Raw genomic sequence first — 18700 nt, forward strand, 5'->3', positions numbered from 1 at the left:
TCGTAAGCGGGAGGCGAATTCTACAGCGTTACACGCTGCTGTCAACACCTCTTTTTCAACTTCCTTTTGGCTTCGATGAACTGAAGCAACCTGCTGTCGAAACCTACTTAACTCATTGTTTACCAAGAAGTTTTCCGTTTCGACTGCGCCGGAAGTGGGGCGAATTATAGGCCTTCAGAATTTGCCGTCAACGTCTAATTTCGTTTTCTTATCAAATAGTTAGGCTTGATCAGAAAACGACCGGTACTCCTCTATATAGAAGAGAGCGTTCAGATAACGCCAGATTCTTTTAAAGCAGCCACGCTCGACGGCGTCAGCCCCAGCACACTTTGCAGCACTTGAGTCGTATGCTCCCCCAACAACGGTGGCGCACTGCGATACTCCACCGGCGTCTTGGACAGTCGGATGGGGCTGGCCACTTGAGGCACCATCCCCGCCAAAGCATGAGGCAGCTCTATGGCCAACCCACGCGCCTTGACCTGCGGATCAGCAAACATCTGTGCCAGATCATTGATCGGCCCACACGGCACACCGACCTTCTCCAGCTGCGATACCCACTCTGCCGTAGTCTTGAACACGGTCGCCTGCCGAATCAACGGAACCAGCATCCCACGATTGGCAACCCGCATCTTGTTAGTAGAGAACCGCGGATCATCCGCCCACTGTGGCTGCCCGGCCACCTCGGCGAACTTGCGAAACTGCCCGTCATTACCCACGGTCAGGATGAAATCACCATCAGCCGTAGGAAAGTCCTGATAAGGCACGATATTCGGATGCGCATTGCCGAGGCGTTTTGGCGAAACTCCGGTGGTCAGGTAGTTCATCGCCTGGTTAGCCAGACAAGCGACCTGCACATCCAGCAGCGCCATATCGATATGCTGCCCACCGCCGTCGTGATCCCGATGAGCAAGCGCCGCCAGGATAGCCACGGTGGAATAGAGCCCCGTGAGAATATCGGTCAATGCCACCCCAACCTTCACCGGCCCCGCACCTTCATCACCCTCAGGCCGGCCGGTGAGGCTCATCAACCCACCCAACCCTTGAATCATGAAGTCGTAGCCGGCACGGGTCGCATAAGGACCCGTCTGGCCGAAGCCTGTGATCGAGCAATAGATCAGCTCCGGATTGATCTCCTTGAGCGACTCATAATCCAAGCCATAAGCCGCCAGGCCACCCACTTTGAAATTCTCGATCAGAATGTCCGACTTGGCCGCCAGATCACGCACCAGCTTCTGCCCCTCAGGCTTGGTGAAGTCGATGGTGACCGATTCCTTATTCCGGTTGGCGGACAGATAGTACGCCGCCTCACTGGTATTCTCGCCATAGGCATCCTTGAGAAAAGGCGGGCCCCAGGCACGCGTGTCGTCACCATTGCCCGGCCTTTCGACTTTGATCACCTCGGCCCCAAGGTCGGCGAGTATCTGCCCGGACCAGGGACCCGCCAGTACTCGCGATAAATCCAGTACTCGCAGATGCGAAAGCGCGCCCATGCCCGTGCTCCTATCAATAGAAGGCCTGAAGACCGGTTTGCGCGCGCCCCAGGATCAAGGCATGCACGTCATGCGTACCCTCATAGGTGTTGACCACTTCCAGGTTGACCAGATGACGCGCCACCCCAAACTCGTCGGAGATGCCGTTGCCACCCAGCATGTCCCGAGCCATGCGTGCGATATCCAGGGATTTGCCGCATGAGTTGCGCTTCATGATCGAAGTAATCTCGACCGCCGCCGTCCCTTCATCCTTCATCCGCCCCAGACGCAGGCAGCCTTGCAGCGCCAACGTGATCTCGGTCTGCATGTCGGCAAGCTTTTTCTGGATCAACTGCGTCGCCGCCAACGGGCGACCAAACTGCTGACGATCAAGGGTGTACTGGCGCGCGGTATGCCAGCAGAACTCCGCAGCCCCCAGCGCCCCCCAGGAGATGCCGTATCGTGCCGAATTCAGGCACGTGAAAGGGCCTTTCAAGCCACGCACGTCGGGAAAGATGTTCTCTTCGGGTACAAACACGTTATCCATCACAATTTCGCCCGTAATGGACGCACGCAGGCCGACCTTGCCGTGAATCGCCGGAGCGCTCAGGCCTTTCCAGCCCTTCTCCAATACAAACCCGCGTATGTCGCCGGCGTCGTCCTTCCCCCACACCACAAACACGTCGGCGATCGGGCTGTTGGTGATCCACATCTTCGCGCCGGTCAGGCTGTAGCCGCCATCCACTTTGCGCGCACGGGTAATCATCGCGCCGGGATCGGAACCATGATCGGGTTCGGTGAGACCGAAGCAGCCAATCCATTCGCCGGAGGCCAATTTCGGCAGATACTTCTGCTTTTGCGCTTCGGTACCGAATTCATTGATCGGCACCATCACCAATGAGGACTGCACACTCATCATCGAGCGATAACCGGAATCGACACGCTCGACTTCCCGGGCAATCAACCCATAACTGACGTAGTTCAAGCCACTGCCACCGTATTGCTCGGGGATCATCGCCCCCAGCAGACCGGTCTCGCCCATCTCGCGGAAGATTGCAGGGTCGGTCTTTTCATGGCGGAAAGCTTCAAGCACACGAGGGGCCAACTTGTCCTGAGCAAATTGCTCGGCACTGTCGCGTACCATGCGCTCTTCTTCGGTGAGCTGTTGATCCAGCAGCAGCGGATCGATCCAGTTGAAGCTTGCCTTGCCAGCCATGAATAAGTCCTCACGAAAAAGAATCAAAACGTCGTGCAAGCAGACTAGGCCGGGGCGACGCCGAGGGCAAACGAGGTTTCTGCATGGGGTTGTGCTAATTTCTCACTTCGTGAGGCCCGGCAGGGCTAAAAATGCGTCTTATATGTGAGAACAACGTACATGCGCAGAAAGATCCCCAGCACAACTGCACTTATCAGCTTTGAAGCCGCGGCCCGCCATGAGAGCTTCACCAAGGCGGCGCAAGAGCTTTCCATTACTCAAGGCGCGATCTGCCGACAGATCGCCAGCCTTGAAGAGTTTTTGAGTGTCGAGCTGTTTCGGCGCTCGCGACGCGGAGTAAAGCTGACCGAGGCAGGGCTGTCTTATAGCCGCAGGGTGGCAACACAACTGGATGCGGTGGAACGCGACACTCTTTCAGTCATGGGCCAGCAGGGCGCGAATGTCATCGAACTGGCCGTCGTACCGACGTTCGGCACCCAATGGTTGATCCCGCGCCTGAAGGACTTTCAACAACGGCACCCGGAAGTGACGGTCAACCTGACCAACCGCACGCGTCCCTTCCTGTTTGCCGACACCGAGTTCGACGCTGCGGTCTATTTCGGCGATGCCGACTGGTCAGGCACCGAATCCCACAGGCTCATGGGTGAAAATCCTGTACCCGTATGCAGCCCACGCTTGCTCGGCGACCGCGCACACTTCACCCCTCAGGAAATGGCCGACCTGCCCCTCCTGCAGCAGACAACGCGCCCTTATGCCTGGCGTCAGTGGTTCAACGCCCAACAGTTGAACGTTTCCCGCGACATGACAGGCCCGCGTTACGAGCTATTCTCAATGTTGTCCCAGGCGGCAATGCATGACATGGGCATTGCGTTGATCCCGCCATTCCTGATCCAGCGAGAGTTGAAAGAGCATCAACTGGTCATCGCGAGCCCCCAAAGCTTGCGCAGTGATAAGGCTTACTACCTGATGATTCCGGAACGGAAGGTTGAATCGGCGTCCTTGCGTGCGTTTCGCGACTGGCTCATCGAGCAATCTCGACGCTACAGCCCCGATATTCAAGGTTAATTCGTATTTGCTGACCTTGTAGTCAGCTAATCAAATGACCTACAGATGTACGTGGATGTCGCATTTAAACAGACTGTACCGGCTGGAAAAAAATAGGCTCAAACCCACGCACGATATGGCCTGTAGCGACTATCACGGTTCAATAACCGACTATTCACGTTGACGATGGGAAAATTGCGTACTGCCCTGCTTAATCCTTTAAATAACTGTATTTAAAGGGGTTATTTCGTCATGTTGCGACAATCAGTCACAGGGTGACTTGTAGTTAATTTTTCGTCACCCGTCATAATCCCTTGAAGGCCGTAAAGTTCGCCTGCAAAATGCCGCGCCCCGCTGTCATTTCAGCGGGATCGTGCTGATCGGCCGCCCCAGCTGCGCCACTCGCGGTGCACTGGCCTTTTTACAAAAAGATCAAAAGCAAAAAGATCATGCAGGAGATTTGACGTGCACATTGGTGTTCCTCTCGAAACCCAGACCGGTGAAACGCGGGTGGCTGCCACCCCGGAAACCATCAAGAAGCTGATCGGCCAGGGCCATAAGGTCACTGTACAAAGCGGCGCAGGCATCAACGCCAGCATCGTCGACAGTGCCTATGAAACAGCAGGCGCAACACTTGGCAGCGCCAACGATGCGTTTGGCGCCGAACTGATCCTCAAGGTGGTTGCTCCCAGCGACAGCGAACTGGCGCTGATCAAAAGCGGCACCGTATTGGTGGGCATGCTCAATCCGTTCAGCAACGAAACCATTGCCAAGCTTGCAGAGCGCGGCATCACGGCCTTCGCTCTCGAAGCTGCGCCACGTACCTCGCGGGCCCAGAGCCTGGATGTGCTGTCCTCCCAAGCCAACATAGCCGGCTATAAAGCCGTGTTGCTGGCGGCTCATCACTACCCGCGCTTCATGCCGATGTTGATGACCGCCGCAGGCACGGTGAAAGCCGCTCGCGTGTTGATCCTCGGCGCCGGTGTTGCAGGCCTTCAGGCCATTGCCACGGCGAAACGCCTGGGGGCGGTAATCGAAGCGTCCGATGTGCGCCCGGCCGTAAAGGAACAGATCGAATCCCTCGGTGCCAAGTTCGTTGATGTGCCTTACGAAACCGACGAGGAGCGCGAATGCGCGGTCGGCGTCGGCGGTTACGCACGTCCGATGCCAAGCAGCTGGATGCAGCGCCAGGCCCTGGCTGTAGATGAGCGCGCCAAGCAAGCCGATATCGTCATCACCACGGCGTTGATCCCCGGCCGTAAAGCGCCGACCTTGCTCAGCGCCGAAACCGTCGCGCAGATGAAACCCGGCTCGGTGGTCATCGACCTCGCGGCAGCCCAGGGCGGCAACTGCCCGCTGACGGTTGCAGATCAAGTCGTGGTGGAAAACGGCGTGATCATCTGCGGCCCGACCAACCTGGCCGGCGCCGTGGCAGCCGATGCATCGGCCTTGTATGCGCGCAACCTGCTGGACTTCCTGAAACTGGTGTTCACCCAGGAAGGGCAGTTTGAAATCAACCTCGAAGACGACATCGTCGCCGCGTGCCTGATGTGCCGCGACGGCCAAGTCATCCGCAAAAACGCCTAAGCAGGGATTCAGACGATGGAAGAGCTTATCTCCCCCGGTATCTACAACCTGATCATCTTTGTGCTGGCGATTTATGTCGGTTACCACGTGGTCTGGAACGTCACACCCGCGCTGCATACGCCATTGATGGCCGTGACCAACGCCATTTCGGCCATCGTGATCGTCGGCGCCATGCTCGCCGCCGCCCTCACGGTGACACCGCTGGGCAAGACCATGGGCACCCTGGCCGTGGCCCTGGCGGCGGTCAACGTGTTTGGTGGTTTCCTGGTCACCCGGCGAATGCTTGAGATGTTCAAGAAAAAAGCCCCGAAAGTAAAAGAAGAGGCGCCCAAGTAATGAGCATGAACCTCGTCACGACGCTCTACCTGATTGCGTCGATCTGTTTCATCCAGGCCCTCAAAGGCCTCTCGCACCCGACCACTTCGCGGCGCGGCAACCTGTTCGGCATGCTCGGCATGGCGTTGGCGGTGCTCACCACCGTCGGCCTCATCTACAAGCTTGGCGCCGAGCTGGCGACGGCCGGCATCGGCTATGTAATCGTCGGCCTGCTGGTCGGCGGCACCGCCGGCTCGATCATGGCCAAGCGCGTCGAAATGACCAAGATGCCGGAACTGGTGGCGTTCATGCACAGCATGATCGGCCTGGCCGCGGTATTCATCGCCATTGCGGCGGTCGTCGAGCCGCAATCCCTGGGGATCGTCAAACATTTGGGCGACGCCATTCCTGCGGGCAACCGGCTGGAGCTGTTCCTCGGCGCCGCCATCGGTGCAATCACCTTCTCCGGCTCGGTGATTGCCTTCGGCAAGCTGTCCGGCAAATACAAGTTCCGCCTGTTCCAGGGCGCACCGGTACAGTTCGGTGGCCAGCACAAGCTCAACCTGGTGCTGGGCCTGCTGACGCTGGGCCTGGGCCTGGCCTTCATGTTCACCGGCAACCTCACGGCCTTTGCAGTGATGCTGGCCCTGGCCTTTGTACTGGGTGTGCTGATCATCATCCCGATCGGCGGCGCCGACATGCCGGTGGTGGTGTCGATGCTCAACAGCTACTCCGGATGGGCAGCGGCAGGTATCGGCTTCTCGCTGAACAACTCGATGCTGATCATCGCCGGCTCCCTGGTGGGCTCCAGCGGTGCGATCCTGTCGTACATCATGTGCAAGGCGATGAACCGCTCCTTCTTCAATGTGCTGCTCGGCGGCTTCGGCAATGCGCCGGACGCCGGTGCTGCGGCAGGTTCCAAGGAAGCACGCCCGGTGAAATCCGGCTCGGCCGACGATGCCACCTTCCTGCTGACCAACGCCGACACGGTGATCATCGTGCCGGGCTACGGCCTGGCCGTGGCCCGGGCGCAACACGCGCTCAAGGAACTGACCGAGAAGCTGACGCATCGCGGTGTGACGGTGAAGTACGCGATCCACCCCGTGGCCGGCCGCATGCCCGGGCACATGAACGTACTGCTGGCCGAGGCCGAAGTGCCGTACGACCAGGTGTTCGAGATGGAAGACATCAACTCCGAGTTCGGCCAGGCCGACGTGGTGCTGGTGCTGGGCGCCAACGATGTGGTCAACCCGGCCGCCAAGAACGATCCGAACTCACCGATCGCCGGCATGCCGATCCTTGAAGCGTTCAAGGCCAAGACCATCATCGTCAACAAGCGCTCGATGGCCAGCGGCTACGCGGGCCTGGACAACGAGTTGTTCTACCTGGACAAGACCATGATGGTCTTCGGTGATGCCAAGAAGGTCATCGAAGATATGGTCAAGGCCGTCGAATAACACTGCGCCAGCGCAATGCCCAAAACCCCGGCCTGCGATAGGCTGGGGTTTTTTCGTTCCCATGCTTTGCGTGGGAATGCAGCCAGGGATGCTCTGCGTCCCGCTTTGCACACTCCGATGAAACCCGACCAAAGGCTCTAAATCGCGGCCATGCATTCGACCATGGTAGCGGGCCGAAACTTTTTGAAATCACTACACTGCCCAACTTGCTTCCGTAGCCTGAGATAACCATTCATGTACCGTGATCGTATCCGCTTGCCTTCGTTGTTGAACAAGGTCATGAGCGCGGCAGATGCCGCTGCACTGATCGAGGACGGCATGACCGTCGGCATGAGCGGCTTCACCCGCGCCGGTGAAGCCAAGGCCGTTCCCCACGCCCTGGCCGAGCGCGCCAAGACGTCACCACTGAAAATCACCCTGATGACCGGCGCCAGCCTGGGCAACGACCTGGACAAGCAGTTGACCGAAGCCGGCGTGCTGTCACGCCGCATGCCGTTCCAGGTCGATAGCACCTTGCGCAAGGCAATCAACGCCGGCGAAGTGATGTTTATCGACCAGCACCTGTCGGAAACCGTCGAGCAACTGCGCAACAACCAGCTCAAGCTGCCGGACATAGCCGTGATCGAGGCCGTTGCGATCACCGAACAAGGCCATATCGTGCCCACCACGTCCGTGGGCAACTCCGCCAGTTTCGCGATCTTCGCCAAGCAAGTGATCGTCGAGATCAACTTGGCGCACAATCCGAACTTGGAGGGGCTGCACGACATTTATATCCCGTCCTACCGGCCAACCCGCACGCCGATTCCGCTGGTCAAAGTCGACGACCGCATAGGCAGCCCGGCGATTCCCATCCCGCCCGAGAAGATCGTCGCCATCGTCATCACCAACCAGGCCGATTCCGCCTCCACCGTGACGCCACCCGACAGCGACACCCAAGGCATCGCCAACCACCTGATCAACTTTCTGAAACAGGAAGTCGACGCCGGGCGCATGACCAACAAGCTCGGCCCGCTGCAGGCCGGGATCGGCAATATTGCCAACGCCGTGATGTGTGGCTTGATCGATTCGCCGTTCGAAGACCTGACCATGTATTCGGAAGTGCTGCAGGACTCGACGTTCGACCTGATCGACGCTGGCAAGCTGAGCTTCGCCTCGGGCAGCTCGATTACCCTGTCGGAGCGGCGCAATGCCGACGTGTTCGGCAATCTTGCGCATTACAAGGACAAACTGGTGCTGCGCCCGCAGGAAATCTCCAACCACCCCGAAGTGGTGCGCCGCCTGGGCATCATCGGTATCAACACCGCGCTGGAGTTCGACATCTACGGCAACGTCAACTCCACGCATATTTGCGGCACGCGGATGATGAACGGTATCGGCGGTTCCGGGGACTTTGCGCGCAATGCGCACCTGGCGATCTTCGTCACCAAATCGATAGCCAAAGGCGGCGCTATTTCCAGCGTAGTGCCGATGGTCAGCCATGTGGACCACACCGAGCATGACGTCGACATCCTGGTGACCGAAGTCGGCCTGGCCGACCTGCGGGGCCTGGCGCCACGGGAGCGGGCCCGCGTGATCATCGACAACTGCGTGCACCCGGCGTATCGCGACGCGCTGAACGGCTACTTCGTTGCCGCCTGCGCTATCGGCGGGCATACGCCGCATATCCTGCGCGACGCACTGAGCTGGCACATTAATCTGGAAGAAACCGGGCACATGCTCAAGGCTTGATGGCTCTACAACCGGGTTGATGCCAATACAGTTTTATCGGCCCGGTTGTCTGATCGACACTTCCAGCAAAAACTGTACTGCTGTACCGGTCATTTCCTACCGAAATATCCCACAACCTTAAGCAAAAAAGCCTATTTCGCACTCATTCAGTGCAGACAGGTACAGTTGCCCCAATTTCGTACCGTACAGCCTCTATAAACAGTTAACTGGCCCCTCACAATACAGGTGAACTGTATCTAGAGAGTCTTGCGTGCGAGGAGGATCATTGGCATCAGTTAAACCACTACCTAATCCCGCCACAAGCGGAAGGATGTCATCATGGAACGTACACTCAGTTCCGAACTGTTCTTCGAAGAAAAAGCTGTCAACACCCAGGCTTCCCTGCCTCTGCGCGTTCTCGCCAACCTGATGTTGTGGCAGCGCCGCATCTCCAGCCGCCACCAACTGGCTCGCCTGGATTCGCGTCTGCTGGCTGACGCCGGTATCAGCGAAGCTCAACGCTACGAAGAGCTGAGCAAGCCGTTCTGGCGCTGATTGGCGCTCGCTGGCCCTGACCTGCCGAGTCCACCGCCAGCACCCTGATTTGTCAAAGCAAAGCCCGCCCCGGGTAACCGGAGGCGGGCTTTGCTGTATCTGGGTAAATGAAACTGAAAACAGCAGCGCACTACCGGACAGGTACAGTTTTTACATTTTAAAATATAACCATAACAGTTAACCGCAGGCTTCCGAATGCTCAAGCGGTGACCTAATATCCAGTCACCACGTGGCGAACCTTGTAGAACGGGCGTCAGATGCCCAATTGCCCAACGTCCGTTTCACTGTGGCCGTTCTGCGCCACCTTACTTTGCTCATCTACAGGAGTTACTCCATGTCCCGTCTTCGCCTGCTGTGCACCGCCGCCCTGTTGGCCGTTGCTGCCAACGCAAACGCGAGCAGCTTTATCGTGACCACCGATTCGATCGTCGGCGCACTGAAAGCCACCTCCGACGCCACTTCCGATGCCACGTCCTCCCTGCGCGACAACAAGGTGGTGCGAGCCGCCCGTGATGACGCGGCCAGCTTTGTCGCCAGCGAAGGCGCCATCCGTGGCGTGAAACTGGAAAGCGCCCTGGCGCAAATCCGCCAACAGGCGCCGCAATTGAACACCGCCACTGACGCTCAATTGGCCCAGGCCATCCTGGCGATCTGACGCCAGAGGCAAGCAGGGAGAGCCAGTCTGCACTGGCTCTCACCCGGTCATTGCGCTAGCCTTGGCGCTCGTTTTCAGTTGTCGAGTGCCATGGCTTTTTCATACCGCCTGTTGATTGTCCCTTTACTGTTCTGTGCCTGCTGGGCACCGTTGGCTTCGGCCTTTGACGTCTCCGTTCAGAGCACCGTTGTCAGCGCGTATGCCACCAGCAAGGTGACGTCCGCGCCGTTCGATAACAAGTTGGTCCGGGTTGCCAGGGATGATGCTGCTGCTTTCATTGCCACTGACGGCCAATGGCGGGGCGCACGCCTGGAGTCCGCGCTGGATTACCTGCGCCGTACCCAACCAAAACTTCATGCAAGCGACCTTGAACTGGCGCAGGCAATTCTCGTCCAATAATCATCTTTGTATGTCCATCTTTGTATTGGAGTCACCCCATGCGTAGCCCGTTGATCGTCGCCGCCCTCGGCCTGCTGTTTCTGGCTGATGTCGCCCAGGCGCAAACCCTGAAGGCCACCAGTAACATCGTCGTTCGCGCTTCGGCGCGCACCATTGATTTCACCTCCGACACCACCACCTCCATCCGCGATTCCAAGATCGTGCGCGAAGCCCATGATGATGCCGCCAGTTTCGTCGCCAGCAACGGCGAGATCCGTGGCGCGCAACTCGAAGCGGCCTTCGACACCCTGCGCACCCGCGTACCGCAAGCCCGTGATGCCAGCGACCAGACGCTCGCCGAAGCTATTCTCGCTCTGTGAGGCGAGTCAAAGCCTGGCTCCTGGCCGGGGCTGTGCTGCTGTGTGCCGGTGCAGCCCAGGCCAGCCTGCAACTGCAGCTCAAGACCGATGGCCTGAGCCTGGCTGAACAGCAAGCCAGCCAGGCATTGCTCGATGAAGCGATGGGCGCCCTGCCGCCGCGCTTCATCGAGCAACTGGACCGCCGCATCGAGGTCGGCTGGACTGACAAGATGCCTGCAAACGCTTACGGCCAGGCCTCCCTGGTATCCGAACTGGACCTGAACCGAAACCTGCTGGCCAGCCTGACCGACGGCAGCGCCGCCACCCGCAAAACCAACCGCCCCCACGGCACTGTGCGCCAGGAAATGCTCGCCACCGTGCTGCATGAACTGACCCACATCTATGACCGTGCGCGCCTGTGGTCCAAAGACGAGCGCGCCCTGATCCAGCGCTGCAGCCGCCAGAACAACATCACTGGCCTGATTGGCCTGCCCGATCAGTGCCGCGGCCAGAACGACCGTCGCTTCACCCTGAGTGACGACCCGCGCCTGCTGGACCTCGCCGGCTGGCCACAATACGTCGGCCGTCGCGGCGAACGCGAACAGCACAACAACCAGGTGGTCCGCAGCCCGGACATCTACGAAACCACCAGCCCGCTGGAGTTTGTCGCGGTCAACATGGAGTACTTCCTCCTCGACCCCAGCTACGCCTGTCGCCGTCCTGCACTGGCGCGCTATTACAAGGAGCACTTCGGCTGGGCGCCACCCGGGCAGGACAAGTGCGGCAATACCTACGCGTTTCTAAACGCCGGCAACGATTTCGCCAAGACACCGTTGGGCCATATCGACCCGGAGCGCGTCTATGAAATCGACTACCTGCTCGCCGAAGCCAACCAGAATCTGGTGAGCCGCTGGGGCCATAGCATGCTGCGCCTGGTGATCTGTGCGCCCGGCCGTCCTCGCGGGCCGGATTGCCGGCTGGACCTGGATCAGCACCTGGTGTTGTCCTACCGCGCCTTCGTCGGCGACGTACAGCTGTCGAGCTGGGACGGCCTGGTAGGCAAATACCCGTCGCGACTGTTTGTGCTGCCGCTGGCCCAAGTCATCGACGAATACACCAAGACCGAATTGCGCGGCCTGGCGTCAGTGCCGCTCAAGCTCAGCCGTCAGGAAATCAACGACACGGTCGAACATGCCGCCGAGATGCACTGGAGCTACGACGGCAACTACTTCTTCATTTCCAACAACTGCGCGGTGGAAAGCTTGAAGTTGTTGCGCAGTGGCAGTGCGAATCCACAATTGACCGGCCTGGACAACATCACCCCCAATGGCTTGCTGGAGGTGCTCAGCGCGCGTGGGCTGGCCGACATCAGCGTACTGGACGACAAGCGCGAAGCGTTGCGCCTGGGCTATCACTTTGACTCGTTCCGCGAGCGCTACCAGGCGATGTTCGATGTACTGCGCAAGCGCCTGCCGATCAAGCAGACCCAGGTCGAAGACTGGCTGTCGCTGAATGCGCAGGAGCGCCGCCAATGGTTCAGCCAGGCCGACTTGCGAACCAGCGCCGCATTGCTGTTGCTGGAACAGGCCAGCTTTCGCAAACAATTGATGCTCGCCCAGGACGAAGTCAAACAACGCTACCTCAATGCCCGGGAGCTGAAAAACGGTGGCATGGAACACGCCAACAACACATTGCAGCAAATCCTCGCCAACAGCGGCTTCCTCAGTCGCCCGGCCGAGTTGCTCGACAGTGGTGGCTACGGCCTGCCGCAGCCGTCGGAGGCCAAGCGGCTGGAATCGGAAAGTGCCGAGCGCCAGAAGCAACTGCAATCATTGACCGGCGAGCTGGATAAAGAGGTGAGGGCGCTGCTCGATCCGTCCCGCGCTGCCGAGATTGCCGCCTGTGAGGCCAACCTCAAGCAGATGGGTGAGCACTTGCGAGCGTTGCATAAAGCGGCCGGCGGCCTTGAACTTCCGTAAATACTCAGCTAATCAAGTAATCCCAATGTGGGAGGGGGCTTGCCCCAATGCCAGTCAGTCAAGGCTTTTTGTAGGAGCGAGCTTGCTCGCGAAAAATTCAGAGGCACCGCGCTCATTCAGAAAGCACGCGTTATCGTTGACGTTTTTCGCGAGCAAGCTCGCTCCTACAGACGGCGGTGTACGCTTAACTGACTGGCAAGCCCCCTCCCACACTTTTTATCCGCATAGGCCTTAAGACCGAATGTCACCTGTTTTCCCGGCGAAAGCTGGCTGAAAGCTTACCCGTCTAGGATCACCTCCACTGTCGGCAATAGACCGACTGTTAACAACAACAATGGTGATTCCCGATGTCCGCCCGTACCCGTCTGTTTACCCCAACTCCCCCCGTACGCCTCGTGCCTTTCGTTCTGCGCTGACCCCACCCGGTTCGCCATTCCCTAGCCGCGCTACGCCTGGAGTATTCCTATGCTGACTTTCCTTGGCTTTGCCATGGTCATCACGTTCATGTTCCTGATCATGACCAAGCGCCTGTCTGCGCTGATCGCCTTGATCATCGTGCCAATCCTGTTCGCGCTGTTCGGCGGCTTTGCGCCGAAGATCGGCCCGATGATGCTCGAAGGCATCACCAAGCTCGCGCCAACTGGCGTGATGCTGATGTTCGCCATCCTCTACTTCGCCCTGATGATCGACTCCGGCCTGTTCGACCCGGCCGTGCGCAAGATTCTCAAGATGGTCAAGGGCGACCCGTTGAAAGTCTCGGTAGGCACCGCCGTACTGGCCCTGGTGGTGTCCCTCGACGGTGATGGCGCCACCACCTATATGATCTGCGTCGCTGCGATGTTGCCGCTGTACCAGCGCATCGGCATGAGCCCGCGCATCATGGCCGGCTTGATCATTCTTGCCGGTGGCGTGATGAACATGACGCCTTGGGGCGGCCCGACGGCCCGCGCCGCCAGTGCGCTGCATGTGGATCCCTCGGACATCTTCGTGCCGATGATCCCGGCCATGGCGGCCGGCGTGGTGGCGATCCTGGCAATTGCCTACATGTACGGCAAGCGCGAGCGCGCACGCCTGGGTGAACTGCATCTGCAAGGTGACGAGATCGACCACAGCGAAATCAGCGTGTCGCAGTTCCCCGACGCCCGCCGTCCGAAGCTGATCTGGTTCAACGGCGCGCTGACGCTTGCCCTGATGTGCACACTGATCGCCGGCCTGCTGCCGCTGCCCGTGCTGTTCATGGTGGCATTCAGTATTGCGATGATCGTCAACTACCCATGCCTGCAACAGCAGAAAGACCGCGTCGCCGCCCACGCCGGCAGCGTATTGGCGGTGGTCGGGCTGATCTTCGCCGCCGGTATCTTCACGGGCATCCTGTCGGGCACCGGCATGGTCGATGCCATGTCCAAAAGCTTGCTGGCGGTCATCCCTGAAGCCCTGGGCCCGTACCTTGCCGTAATCACCGCGCTGGTGAGCATGCCGTTCACCTTCTTCATGTCCAACGATGCGTTCTACTACGGCGTACTGCCCGTACTGGCCGAAGCCGCCAGCCACTACGGCATCACCGCCGTGGAAATGGCGCGTGCGTCAATCGTCGGGCAGCCGGTGCATCTGCTCAGCCCGCTGGTACCCTCGACCTACTTGCTGGTCGCCCTGGCGGGTATCGAGTTTGGCGATCACCAGCGCTTCACCCTGAAGTGGGCAGTGCTGGTATGCCTGTGCATAATGGTCGCCGCGCTGCTGATGGGGATTTTTCCGCTGTTCAGCACTCTATAATCGTACCGACTCACTCACCGCGCGGCGCTGCAGCTTGCGCGGTTAACACTTGCTCAAAGGAATACACATGGAATGGCTGACCAATCCGGAAATCTGGATTGCCTTCTTCACCCTGACGGCGCTCGAGATCGTCCTGGGCATCGATAACATCATCATGATTTCGATCCTGGTCAGCCGCATGCCCAAGCACATGCAGGCGCGCACCCGGATCTTCGGCCTCGCCCTGGCGATGGTCACGCGCATCCTGTTGCTGCTGTCGATCACCTGGGTCATGCAACTGACCAACGATCTGTTCGTGGTCTTCGGCCAGGGCATCTCCGGTCGCGACCTGATCCTGTTCTTCGGTGGCTTGTTCCTGCTGTGGAAAAGCTCCCAGGAGATGTACCACGCCCTGGAAGGTGAAGACGAAAGCCACGACGAGCCCAAGGGCGGCGGCGGCAAGTTCATCTACACCATTATCCAGATTGCGATCATCGATATCGTGTTCTCCCTGGATTCGGTCATCACCGCCGTCGGCATGGTTTCCCATGTGCCGGTCATGGTCGCCGCCATCGTGGTTGCCGTATTGGTGATGATGCTGGCTGCCGGCACCATCAGCGAATTCATCGACAAGCACCCGTCGCTGAAGATGCTGGCGCTGTCGTTCCTGCTGGTGGTGGGTACCGTGCTGATCGCCGAATCCTTCGACGTTCATGTGCCCAAAGGCTACGTCTACTTCGCCATGGCGTTCTCGCTGGCGGTGGAAGCGGTGAACATCAAGATGCGCACCGCCATCGCGAAAAAGAAGAAGCAGCAGGATCCGGTGAAACTGCGCAAGGACGTTCCGGGTCAATAAACCTGTAGGAGCGAGCTTGCTCGCGAAGAACCCAAGGACAACGCGTTAAGCCAGGCAGTACGCGTAATCGTTGACGTTCTTCGCGAGCAAGCTCGCTCCTGCATATGACAGTTTTGTTTCAATCCCGAGTTTAGCTATGCGATGCTGGCGCAGAGCCCATTCGCCAACTACAGCTTAAGTACAAGACGTAGAGCGGCACGCGGCAACTTTCCTTCGCTCCTGCTGGAGCGCACCCACACGGGGGGCCGAGCATGCTGACCTTGCTCAATCTGCTTTCCGCCGTGACCCTGCTGATCTGGGGCACGCACATCGTCCGTACCGGCATCCTGCGGGTCTACGGCTCCAACTTGCGCCAAGTCATCGGGCAGAACATGTCCAAACGCTGGTTGGCGTTTGTCGCCGGTATCCTGGTGACGGCCATGGTGCAGAGCAGCAACGCCACGGCGATGCTGGTGACGTCCTTTGTCGGCCAGGGGTTGATGAGCCTGACGCCCGCCCTGGCCACCATGCTCGGCGCCGACGTCGGTACCGCGTTGATGGCGCGGGTGCTGACCTTTGACCTGTCGTGGTTATCGCCGCTGCTGATCTTCCTCGGGGTGATTTTTTTCCTGTCGCGCAAACAGACGCGGGCAGGGCAGTTGGGCCGGGTCGGGATCGGCCTCGGGCTGATCATTCTGGCCCTGCAATTGATCGTCGAGGCCGCCGGGCCGATTACCCATGCCCAGGGCGTCAAAGTCATCTTTGCTTCGTTGACCGGCGATATCCTGCTCGACGCCCTGGTCGGCGCGCTGTTCGCAATGATTTCCTACTCCAGCCTCGCCGCCGTGCTGCTCACGGGCACCCTGGCCGGCGCCGGCGTGATCGGTCTGCACGTGGCCATCGGTCTGGTGATCGGCGCCAACATCGGCAGCGGCATACTGGCTTTTCTCAGCACCAGCATGCAGAACACCGCCGGGCGGCAAGTCGCCCTGGGCAGCCTGTTGTACAAATTGATCGGCCTGTTGCTGATCATTCCGGTACTCGACCCACTCGTACGCTGGATGGACGACCTGGACTACAGCACCCAGGGCATGGTCATCACCTTTCACCTGCTCTACAACGTCAGCCGCTGCCTGATTCTGTTGCCCACTATCGGCCCGATGGCGCGGCTGTGCGAATGGCTGCTGCCGGAGCGTCCCGAGACCAACGGCAAAGCCAAGCCGCGCCATCTGGACCTGGCCTCGCTGAACACGCCGAGCCTGGCGCTGGCCAACGCCGCCCGCGAAACCCTGCGGCTCGGCGACCTGATCGACAACATGCTCACCTCGATGCAGGAAGTGCTGCGCGGCAACCAAACCGCCATTACCCAGCAAATGCGCAGCCTCAGCGATGACGTCGAGGCGCTCTATAGCGCGATCAAACTTTACCTGGCGCAAATGCCCCGTGAAGACCTGGGTGAACAGGACAATCGGCGCTGGGCAGAGATCATTGAACTGTCGATCAACCTGAAGCTGGCGGGCGACCTGATCGAGCGCATGCTGCGCAAAGTCCAGCAGCAGAAGACGTCCCAGCGCCGGCAATTTTCCGAAGTCGGCCTGGAAGAACTCAGCGGCCTGCACAGCCAGTTGATCGCCAATCTGCGCCTGGGCCTGTCGGTATTCCTCAGCGGCGACTCGGAAAGCGCCCGCCAACTACTGCGCGAGAAGCGCCGCTTTCGCGCCCAGGAGCGTCGTCTGGCGCATGCCCACGTCAGCCGCTTGCAACGCAAGATTGTGCAAAGCCTGGAGACCAGCTCCCTGCACCTGGAGCTGATCGCCGACATGAAACGCTTGAACTCGTTGTTTTGCAGCAGCGCTTATGTCGTGTTGGAAACGTCCGACACCGGCGCACTCTCCGCCGACGATATTGCCGACATCACCCATTCGCCCTGAACGTACGCCAGCGAGCGAAGTCAGTTAACAATGGACCCCGTTCGCCAGGAAGCTTGTTATGCGTCGCCTGTTACTCGCCTGCCTGCTCATTGGCTCGGCACACACCTTTGCCTTTGACCGCCTGCAAGTCGAAGGCTACACCTTGCCCAACGGCCTGCAACTGCTGCTCAAACCGGGCACCGAGCGCGGGCATGTGGCCATCCGCCTGGTGGTCGGCGTGGGCCTGGACGATTTCAGCTGCGACCAGAAAGAACTGCCGCATTTGTTCGAGCACCTGCTGTTCAGCGGCATCGACGGCGGTAATGAAGGCGACCTCGAAGACCGCATGCAGGCCCTGGGCGGCGAGTGGAACGCCTACACCAGCAACGCCGACACCACCTTTGTCATCGAAGCGCCCGCGCAGAACCAGCGCAAGGTCCTGGACCTGCTGCTGGCTATCATTACCCGCACCCAGCTGACCGACGCCCATATCAACGCCGCCAAGCAAGTGGTCGAGCGCGAGGACGGTGGTCATTACTCCCACTTGCAACGCCTGCTGGACCGCCAGGATCTGGGCCACAACGCCAGCAACCAGCTGGCCGTCGAGTTGGGCCTCAAGTGCGCCGAACGCGCCGAGGTCAACCACCTGACCCGCGACCAGCTGGAGGCGCTGCGCAAAAACTGGTACGCACCGAACAACATGACCCTGATCGTTGTTGGCGATCTGGACAAACTGCTGCCTGCCTATCTGGAACGCACCTATGGCCAACTCGACCCGGTAGAGCCGAGCGAACATCGGGAGCTGCCGCAAATCCAGCAGACCGCCGCCAGCCATCGTGACCTGATCCACGGCTGGGTCGGCGACAATGCCAAGCTGCATTGGCTGTTCCCGGAGCCGATGCTGGACGACCAACACGATGAAACCTACGACCTGCTCAAGGACTACCTCGACTGGGCGCTGTACCGCCAGTTGCGCCTCAAGCACGGCCTGTCCTACGGGCCGTGGAGCGAGCGTGAAGTGCTCGGCGGCGTCGGTTTCCTGAGCCTGAACGCCGACCTCGAGCGGGACAACCTCGAGGAAGCCGAGCAGGTACTGCAAGACCTCAAGGCCCGCTTGCTCACCGATGGCCTCGACCCGGCGGTGTTCGCGCGCCTGCAGCAAGCCGCCATCGCACGCCAGGCCTGGGCCGTGCAGGGCAACAGCGCGCTGGCCGACTATTACTGGAGCGCTGCCGGCGAATATGCCGACGGGCGCTTCAGCGACCCGGCCAAACGCATCAAGGCCGTGAGTCTGGCGCAGACCAATCAGGCCATGCGCCAGGTGCTGGAGCAGCCGGGCTACTGGCGCATCGAAAAACCGCTGTTGAGCTATAACGCCCTGAGCTGGATAGGCGCGGGCGTGCTGGGACTGATCACGCTTGTGTGGGTTGCCCTACGGTTTTATCGCAAACGGATCGCGTAACGAGGCACCGAACAACAGAC

Annotated in this window: 16 protein-coding genes; 14 read left to right on the forward strand and 2 right to left on the reverse strand. The window is 59.8% G+C overall.

The features are described from left to right. Nucleotides 1-269: 269 nt before the first annotated feature. On the reverse strand, nucleotides 270-1490 hold the full coding sequence (locus TU82_RS23600; RefSeq protein WP_057725660.1) for a CaiB/BaiF CoA transferase family protein: 1221 nt from the start codon (nucleotides 1488-1490) through the stop codon (nucleotides 270-272). Nucleotides 1491-1503: 13 nt separating this feature from the next. Continuing rightward, the gene (locus TU82_RS23605) at nucleotides 1504-2685 is read right to left on the reverse strand and encodes an acyl-CoA dehydrogenase (RefSeq protein ID WP_046070301.1); all 1182 of its coding nucleotides are present in this window, start codon (nucleotides 2683-2685) and stop codon (nucleotides 1504-1506) included. 159 nt (nucleotides 2686-2844) lie between these two features. On the opposite strand from TU82_RS23605, the gene TU82_RS23610 reads away from it, so the two are divergent. The 14 genes from TU82_RS23610 to TU82_RS23675 all read left to right on the forward strand — a co-directional run bounded on the left by TU82_RS23610 (nucleotide 2845) and on the right by TU82_RS23675 (nucleotide 18680). Beyond that, nucleotides 2845-3750 carry a LysR family transcriptional regulator gene (locus TU82_RS23610; RefSeq protein WP_057725661.1) on the forward strand — a complete coding sequence of 302 codons (906 nt, stop codon included), beginning with the start codon at nucleotides 2845-2847 and terminating at the stop codon, nucleotides 3748-3750. A gap of 444 nt (nucleotides 3751-4194) precedes the next feature. Beyond that, complete coding sequence (locus tag TU82_RS23615; RefSeq protein ID WP_057725662.1) at nucleotides 4195-5316, forward strand: Re/Si-specific NAD(P)(+) transhydrogenase subunit alpha; 1122 nt, start codon at nucleotides 4195-4197, stop codon at nucleotides 5314-5316. Nucleotides 5317-5331: 15 nt separating this feature from the next. Further along, nucleotides 5332-5652 carry an NAD(P) transhydrogenase subunit alpha part 2 gene (locus tag TU82_RS23620; RefSeq protein WP_003187417.1) on the forward strand — a complete coding sequence of 107 codons (321 nt, stop codon included), beginning with the start codon at nucleotides 5332-5334 and terminating at the stop codon, nucleotides 5650-5652. Beyond that, a complete protein-coding gene (locus TU82_RS23625) occupies nucleotides 5652-7088 on the forward strand; it encodes an NAD(P)(+) transhydrogenase (Re/Si-specific) subunit beta (RefSeq protein WP_057725663.1) in 1437 nt (478 codons plus the stop codon). The genes TU82_RS23620 and TU82_RS23625 overlap by 1 nt, the downstream gene beginning before the upstream one ends. A gap of 234 nt (nucleotides 7089-7322) precedes the next feature. Next, nucleotides 7323-8816 carry a succinyl-CoA:acetate CoA-transferase ScpC gene (scpC, locus tag TU82_RS23630; RefSeq protein WP_057725664.1) on the forward strand — a complete coding sequence of 498 codons (1494 nt, stop codon included), beginning with the start codon at nucleotides 7323-7325 and terminating at the stop codon, nucleotides 8814-8816. 318 nt (nucleotides 8817-9134) lie between these two features. After that, the gene (locus tag TU82_RS23635; protein ID WP_003187413.1) at nucleotides 9135-9350 is read left to right on the forward strand and encodes a DUF1127 domain-containing protein; all 216 of its coding nucleotides are present in this window, start codon (nucleotides 9135-9137) and stop codon (nucleotides 9348-9350) included. Between the two features lie 334 nt (nucleotides 9351-9684). Next, entirely contained in the window at nucleotides 9685-10005 is a 321-nt protein-coding gene (locus TU82_RS23640) for a DUF2388 domain-containing protein (RefSeq protein WP_057725665.1), read from the forward strand. Between the two features lie 90 nt (nucleotides 10006-10095). After that, nucleotides 10096-10404 (forward strand): DUF2388 domain-containing protein, encoded by a 309-nt coding sequence (locus TU82_RS23645; protein ID WP_057725666.1) that lies wholly within the window; start codon nucleotides 10096-10098, stop codon nucleotides 10402-10404. Between the two features lie 38 nt (nucleotides 10405-10442). Continuing rightward, on the forward strand, nucleotides 10443-10763 hold the full coding sequence (locus tag TU82_RS23650) for a DUF2388 domain-containing protein (RefSeq protein ID WP_057725667.1): 321 nt from the start codon (nucleotides 10443-10445) through the stop codon (nucleotides 10761-10763). Next, entirely contained in the window at nucleotides 10760-12721 is a 1962-nt protein-coding gene (locus tag TU82_RS23655) for a DUF7844 domain-containing protein (RefSeq protein ID WP_057725668.1), read from the forward strand. The genes TU82_RS23650 and TU82_RS23655 overlap by 4 nt, the downstream gene beginning before the upstream one ends. A gap of 465 nt (nucleotides 12722-13186) precedes the next feature. Continuing rightward, nucleotides 13187-14494 carry a CitMHS family transporter gene (locus TU82_RS23660; RefSeq protein WP_057725669.1) on the forward strand — a complete coding sequence of 436 codons (1308 nt, stop codon included), beginning with the start codon at nucleotides 13187-13189 and terminating at the stop codon, nucleotides 14492-14494. Between the two features lie 67 nt (nucleotides 14495-14561). Beyond that, a complete protein-coding gene (locus tag TU82_RS23665) occupies nucleotides 14562-15329 on the forward strand; it encodes a TerC family protein (protein ID WP_057725670.1) in 768 nt (255 codons plus the stop codon). A 251-nt stretch (nucleotides 15330-15580) separates the two neighbouring features. Further along, nucleotides 15581-17239, forward strand: coding sequence for a Na/Pi cotransporter family protein (locus TU82_RS23670; RefSeq protein ID WP_057725671.1), 1659 nt, complete (start codon nucleotides 15581-15583; stop codon nucleotides 17237-17239). Between the two features lie 58 nt (nucleotides 17240-17297). Further along, nucleotides 17298-18680: a M16 family metallopeptidase gene (locus tag TU82_RS23675; RefSeq protein WP_057725672.1), complete on the forward strand. Its 1383-nt coding sequence runs from the start codon at nucleotides 17298-17300 to the stop codon at nucleotides 18678-18680. The last annotated feature ends 20 nt before the right edge of the window (nucleotides 18681-18700 follow it).

This window comes from Pseudomonas orientalis (assembly GCF_001439815.1).
Lineage (GTDB): Bacteria > Pseudomonadota > Gammaproteobacteria > Pseudomonadales > Pseudomonadaceae > Aquipseudomonas > Aquipseudomonas orientalis.

Bases quoted from the DNA above. Each gene is read 5' to 3' on its own strand.
- TU82_RS23635 (WP_003187413.1), top strand. From the start codon at position 9,135: ATGGAACGTACACTCAGTTCCGAACTGTTCTTCGAAGAAAAAGCTGTC.
- TU82_RS23650 (WP_057725667.1), top strand. From the start codon at position 10,443: ATGCGTAGCCCGTTGATCGTCGCCGCCCTCGGCCTGCTGTTTCTGGCT.
- TU82_RS23600 (WP_057725660.1), bottom strand. From the start codon at position 1,490: ATGGGCGCGCTTTCGCATCTGCGAGTACTGGATTTATCGCGAGTACTG.
- TU82_RS23665 (WP_057725670.1), top strand. From the start codon at position 14,562: ATGGAATGGCTGACCAATCCGGAAATCTGGATTGCCTTCTTCACCCTG.
- TU82_RS23660 (WP_057725669.1), top strand. From the start codon at position 13,187: ATGCTGACTTTCCTTGGCTTTGCCATGGTCATCACGTTCATGTTCCTG.
- TU82_RS23670 (WP_057725671.1), top strand. From the start codon at position 15,581: ATGCTGACCTTGCTCAATCTGCTTTCCGCCGTGACCCTGCTGATCTGG.
- TU82_RS23640 (WP_057725665.1), top strand. From the start codon at position 9,685: ATGTCCCGTCTTCGCCTGCTGTGCACCGCCGCCCTGTTGGCCGTTGCT.
- TU82_RS23620 (WP_003187417.1), top strand. From the start codon at position 5,332: ATGGAAGAGCTTATCTCCCCCGGTATCTACAACCTGATCATCTTTGTG.
- TU82_RS23675 (WP_057725672.1), top strand. From the start codon at position 17,298: ATGCGTCGCCTGTTACTCGCCTGCCTGCTCATTGGCTCGGCACACACC.
- TU82_RS23610 (WP_057725661.1), top strand. From the start codon at position 2,845: ATGCGCAGAAAGATCCCCAGCACAACTGCACTTATCAGCTTTGAAGCC.
- TU82_RS23605 (WP_046070301.1), bottom strand. From the start codon at position 2,685: ATGGCTGGCAAGGCAAGCTTCAACTGGATCGATCCGCTGCTGCTGGAT.
- TU82_RS23645 (WP_057725666.1), top strand. From the start codon at position 10,096: ATGGCTTTTTCATACCGCCTGTTGATTGTCCCTTTACTGTTCTGTGCC.
- scpC (WP_057725664.1), top strand. From the start codon at position 7,323: ATGTACCGTGATCGTATCCGCTTGCCTTCGTTGTTGAACAAGGTCATG.
- TU82_RS23625 (WP_057725663.1), top strand. From the start codon at position 5,652: ATGAGCATGAACCTCGTCACGACGCTCTACCTGATTGCGTCGATCTGT.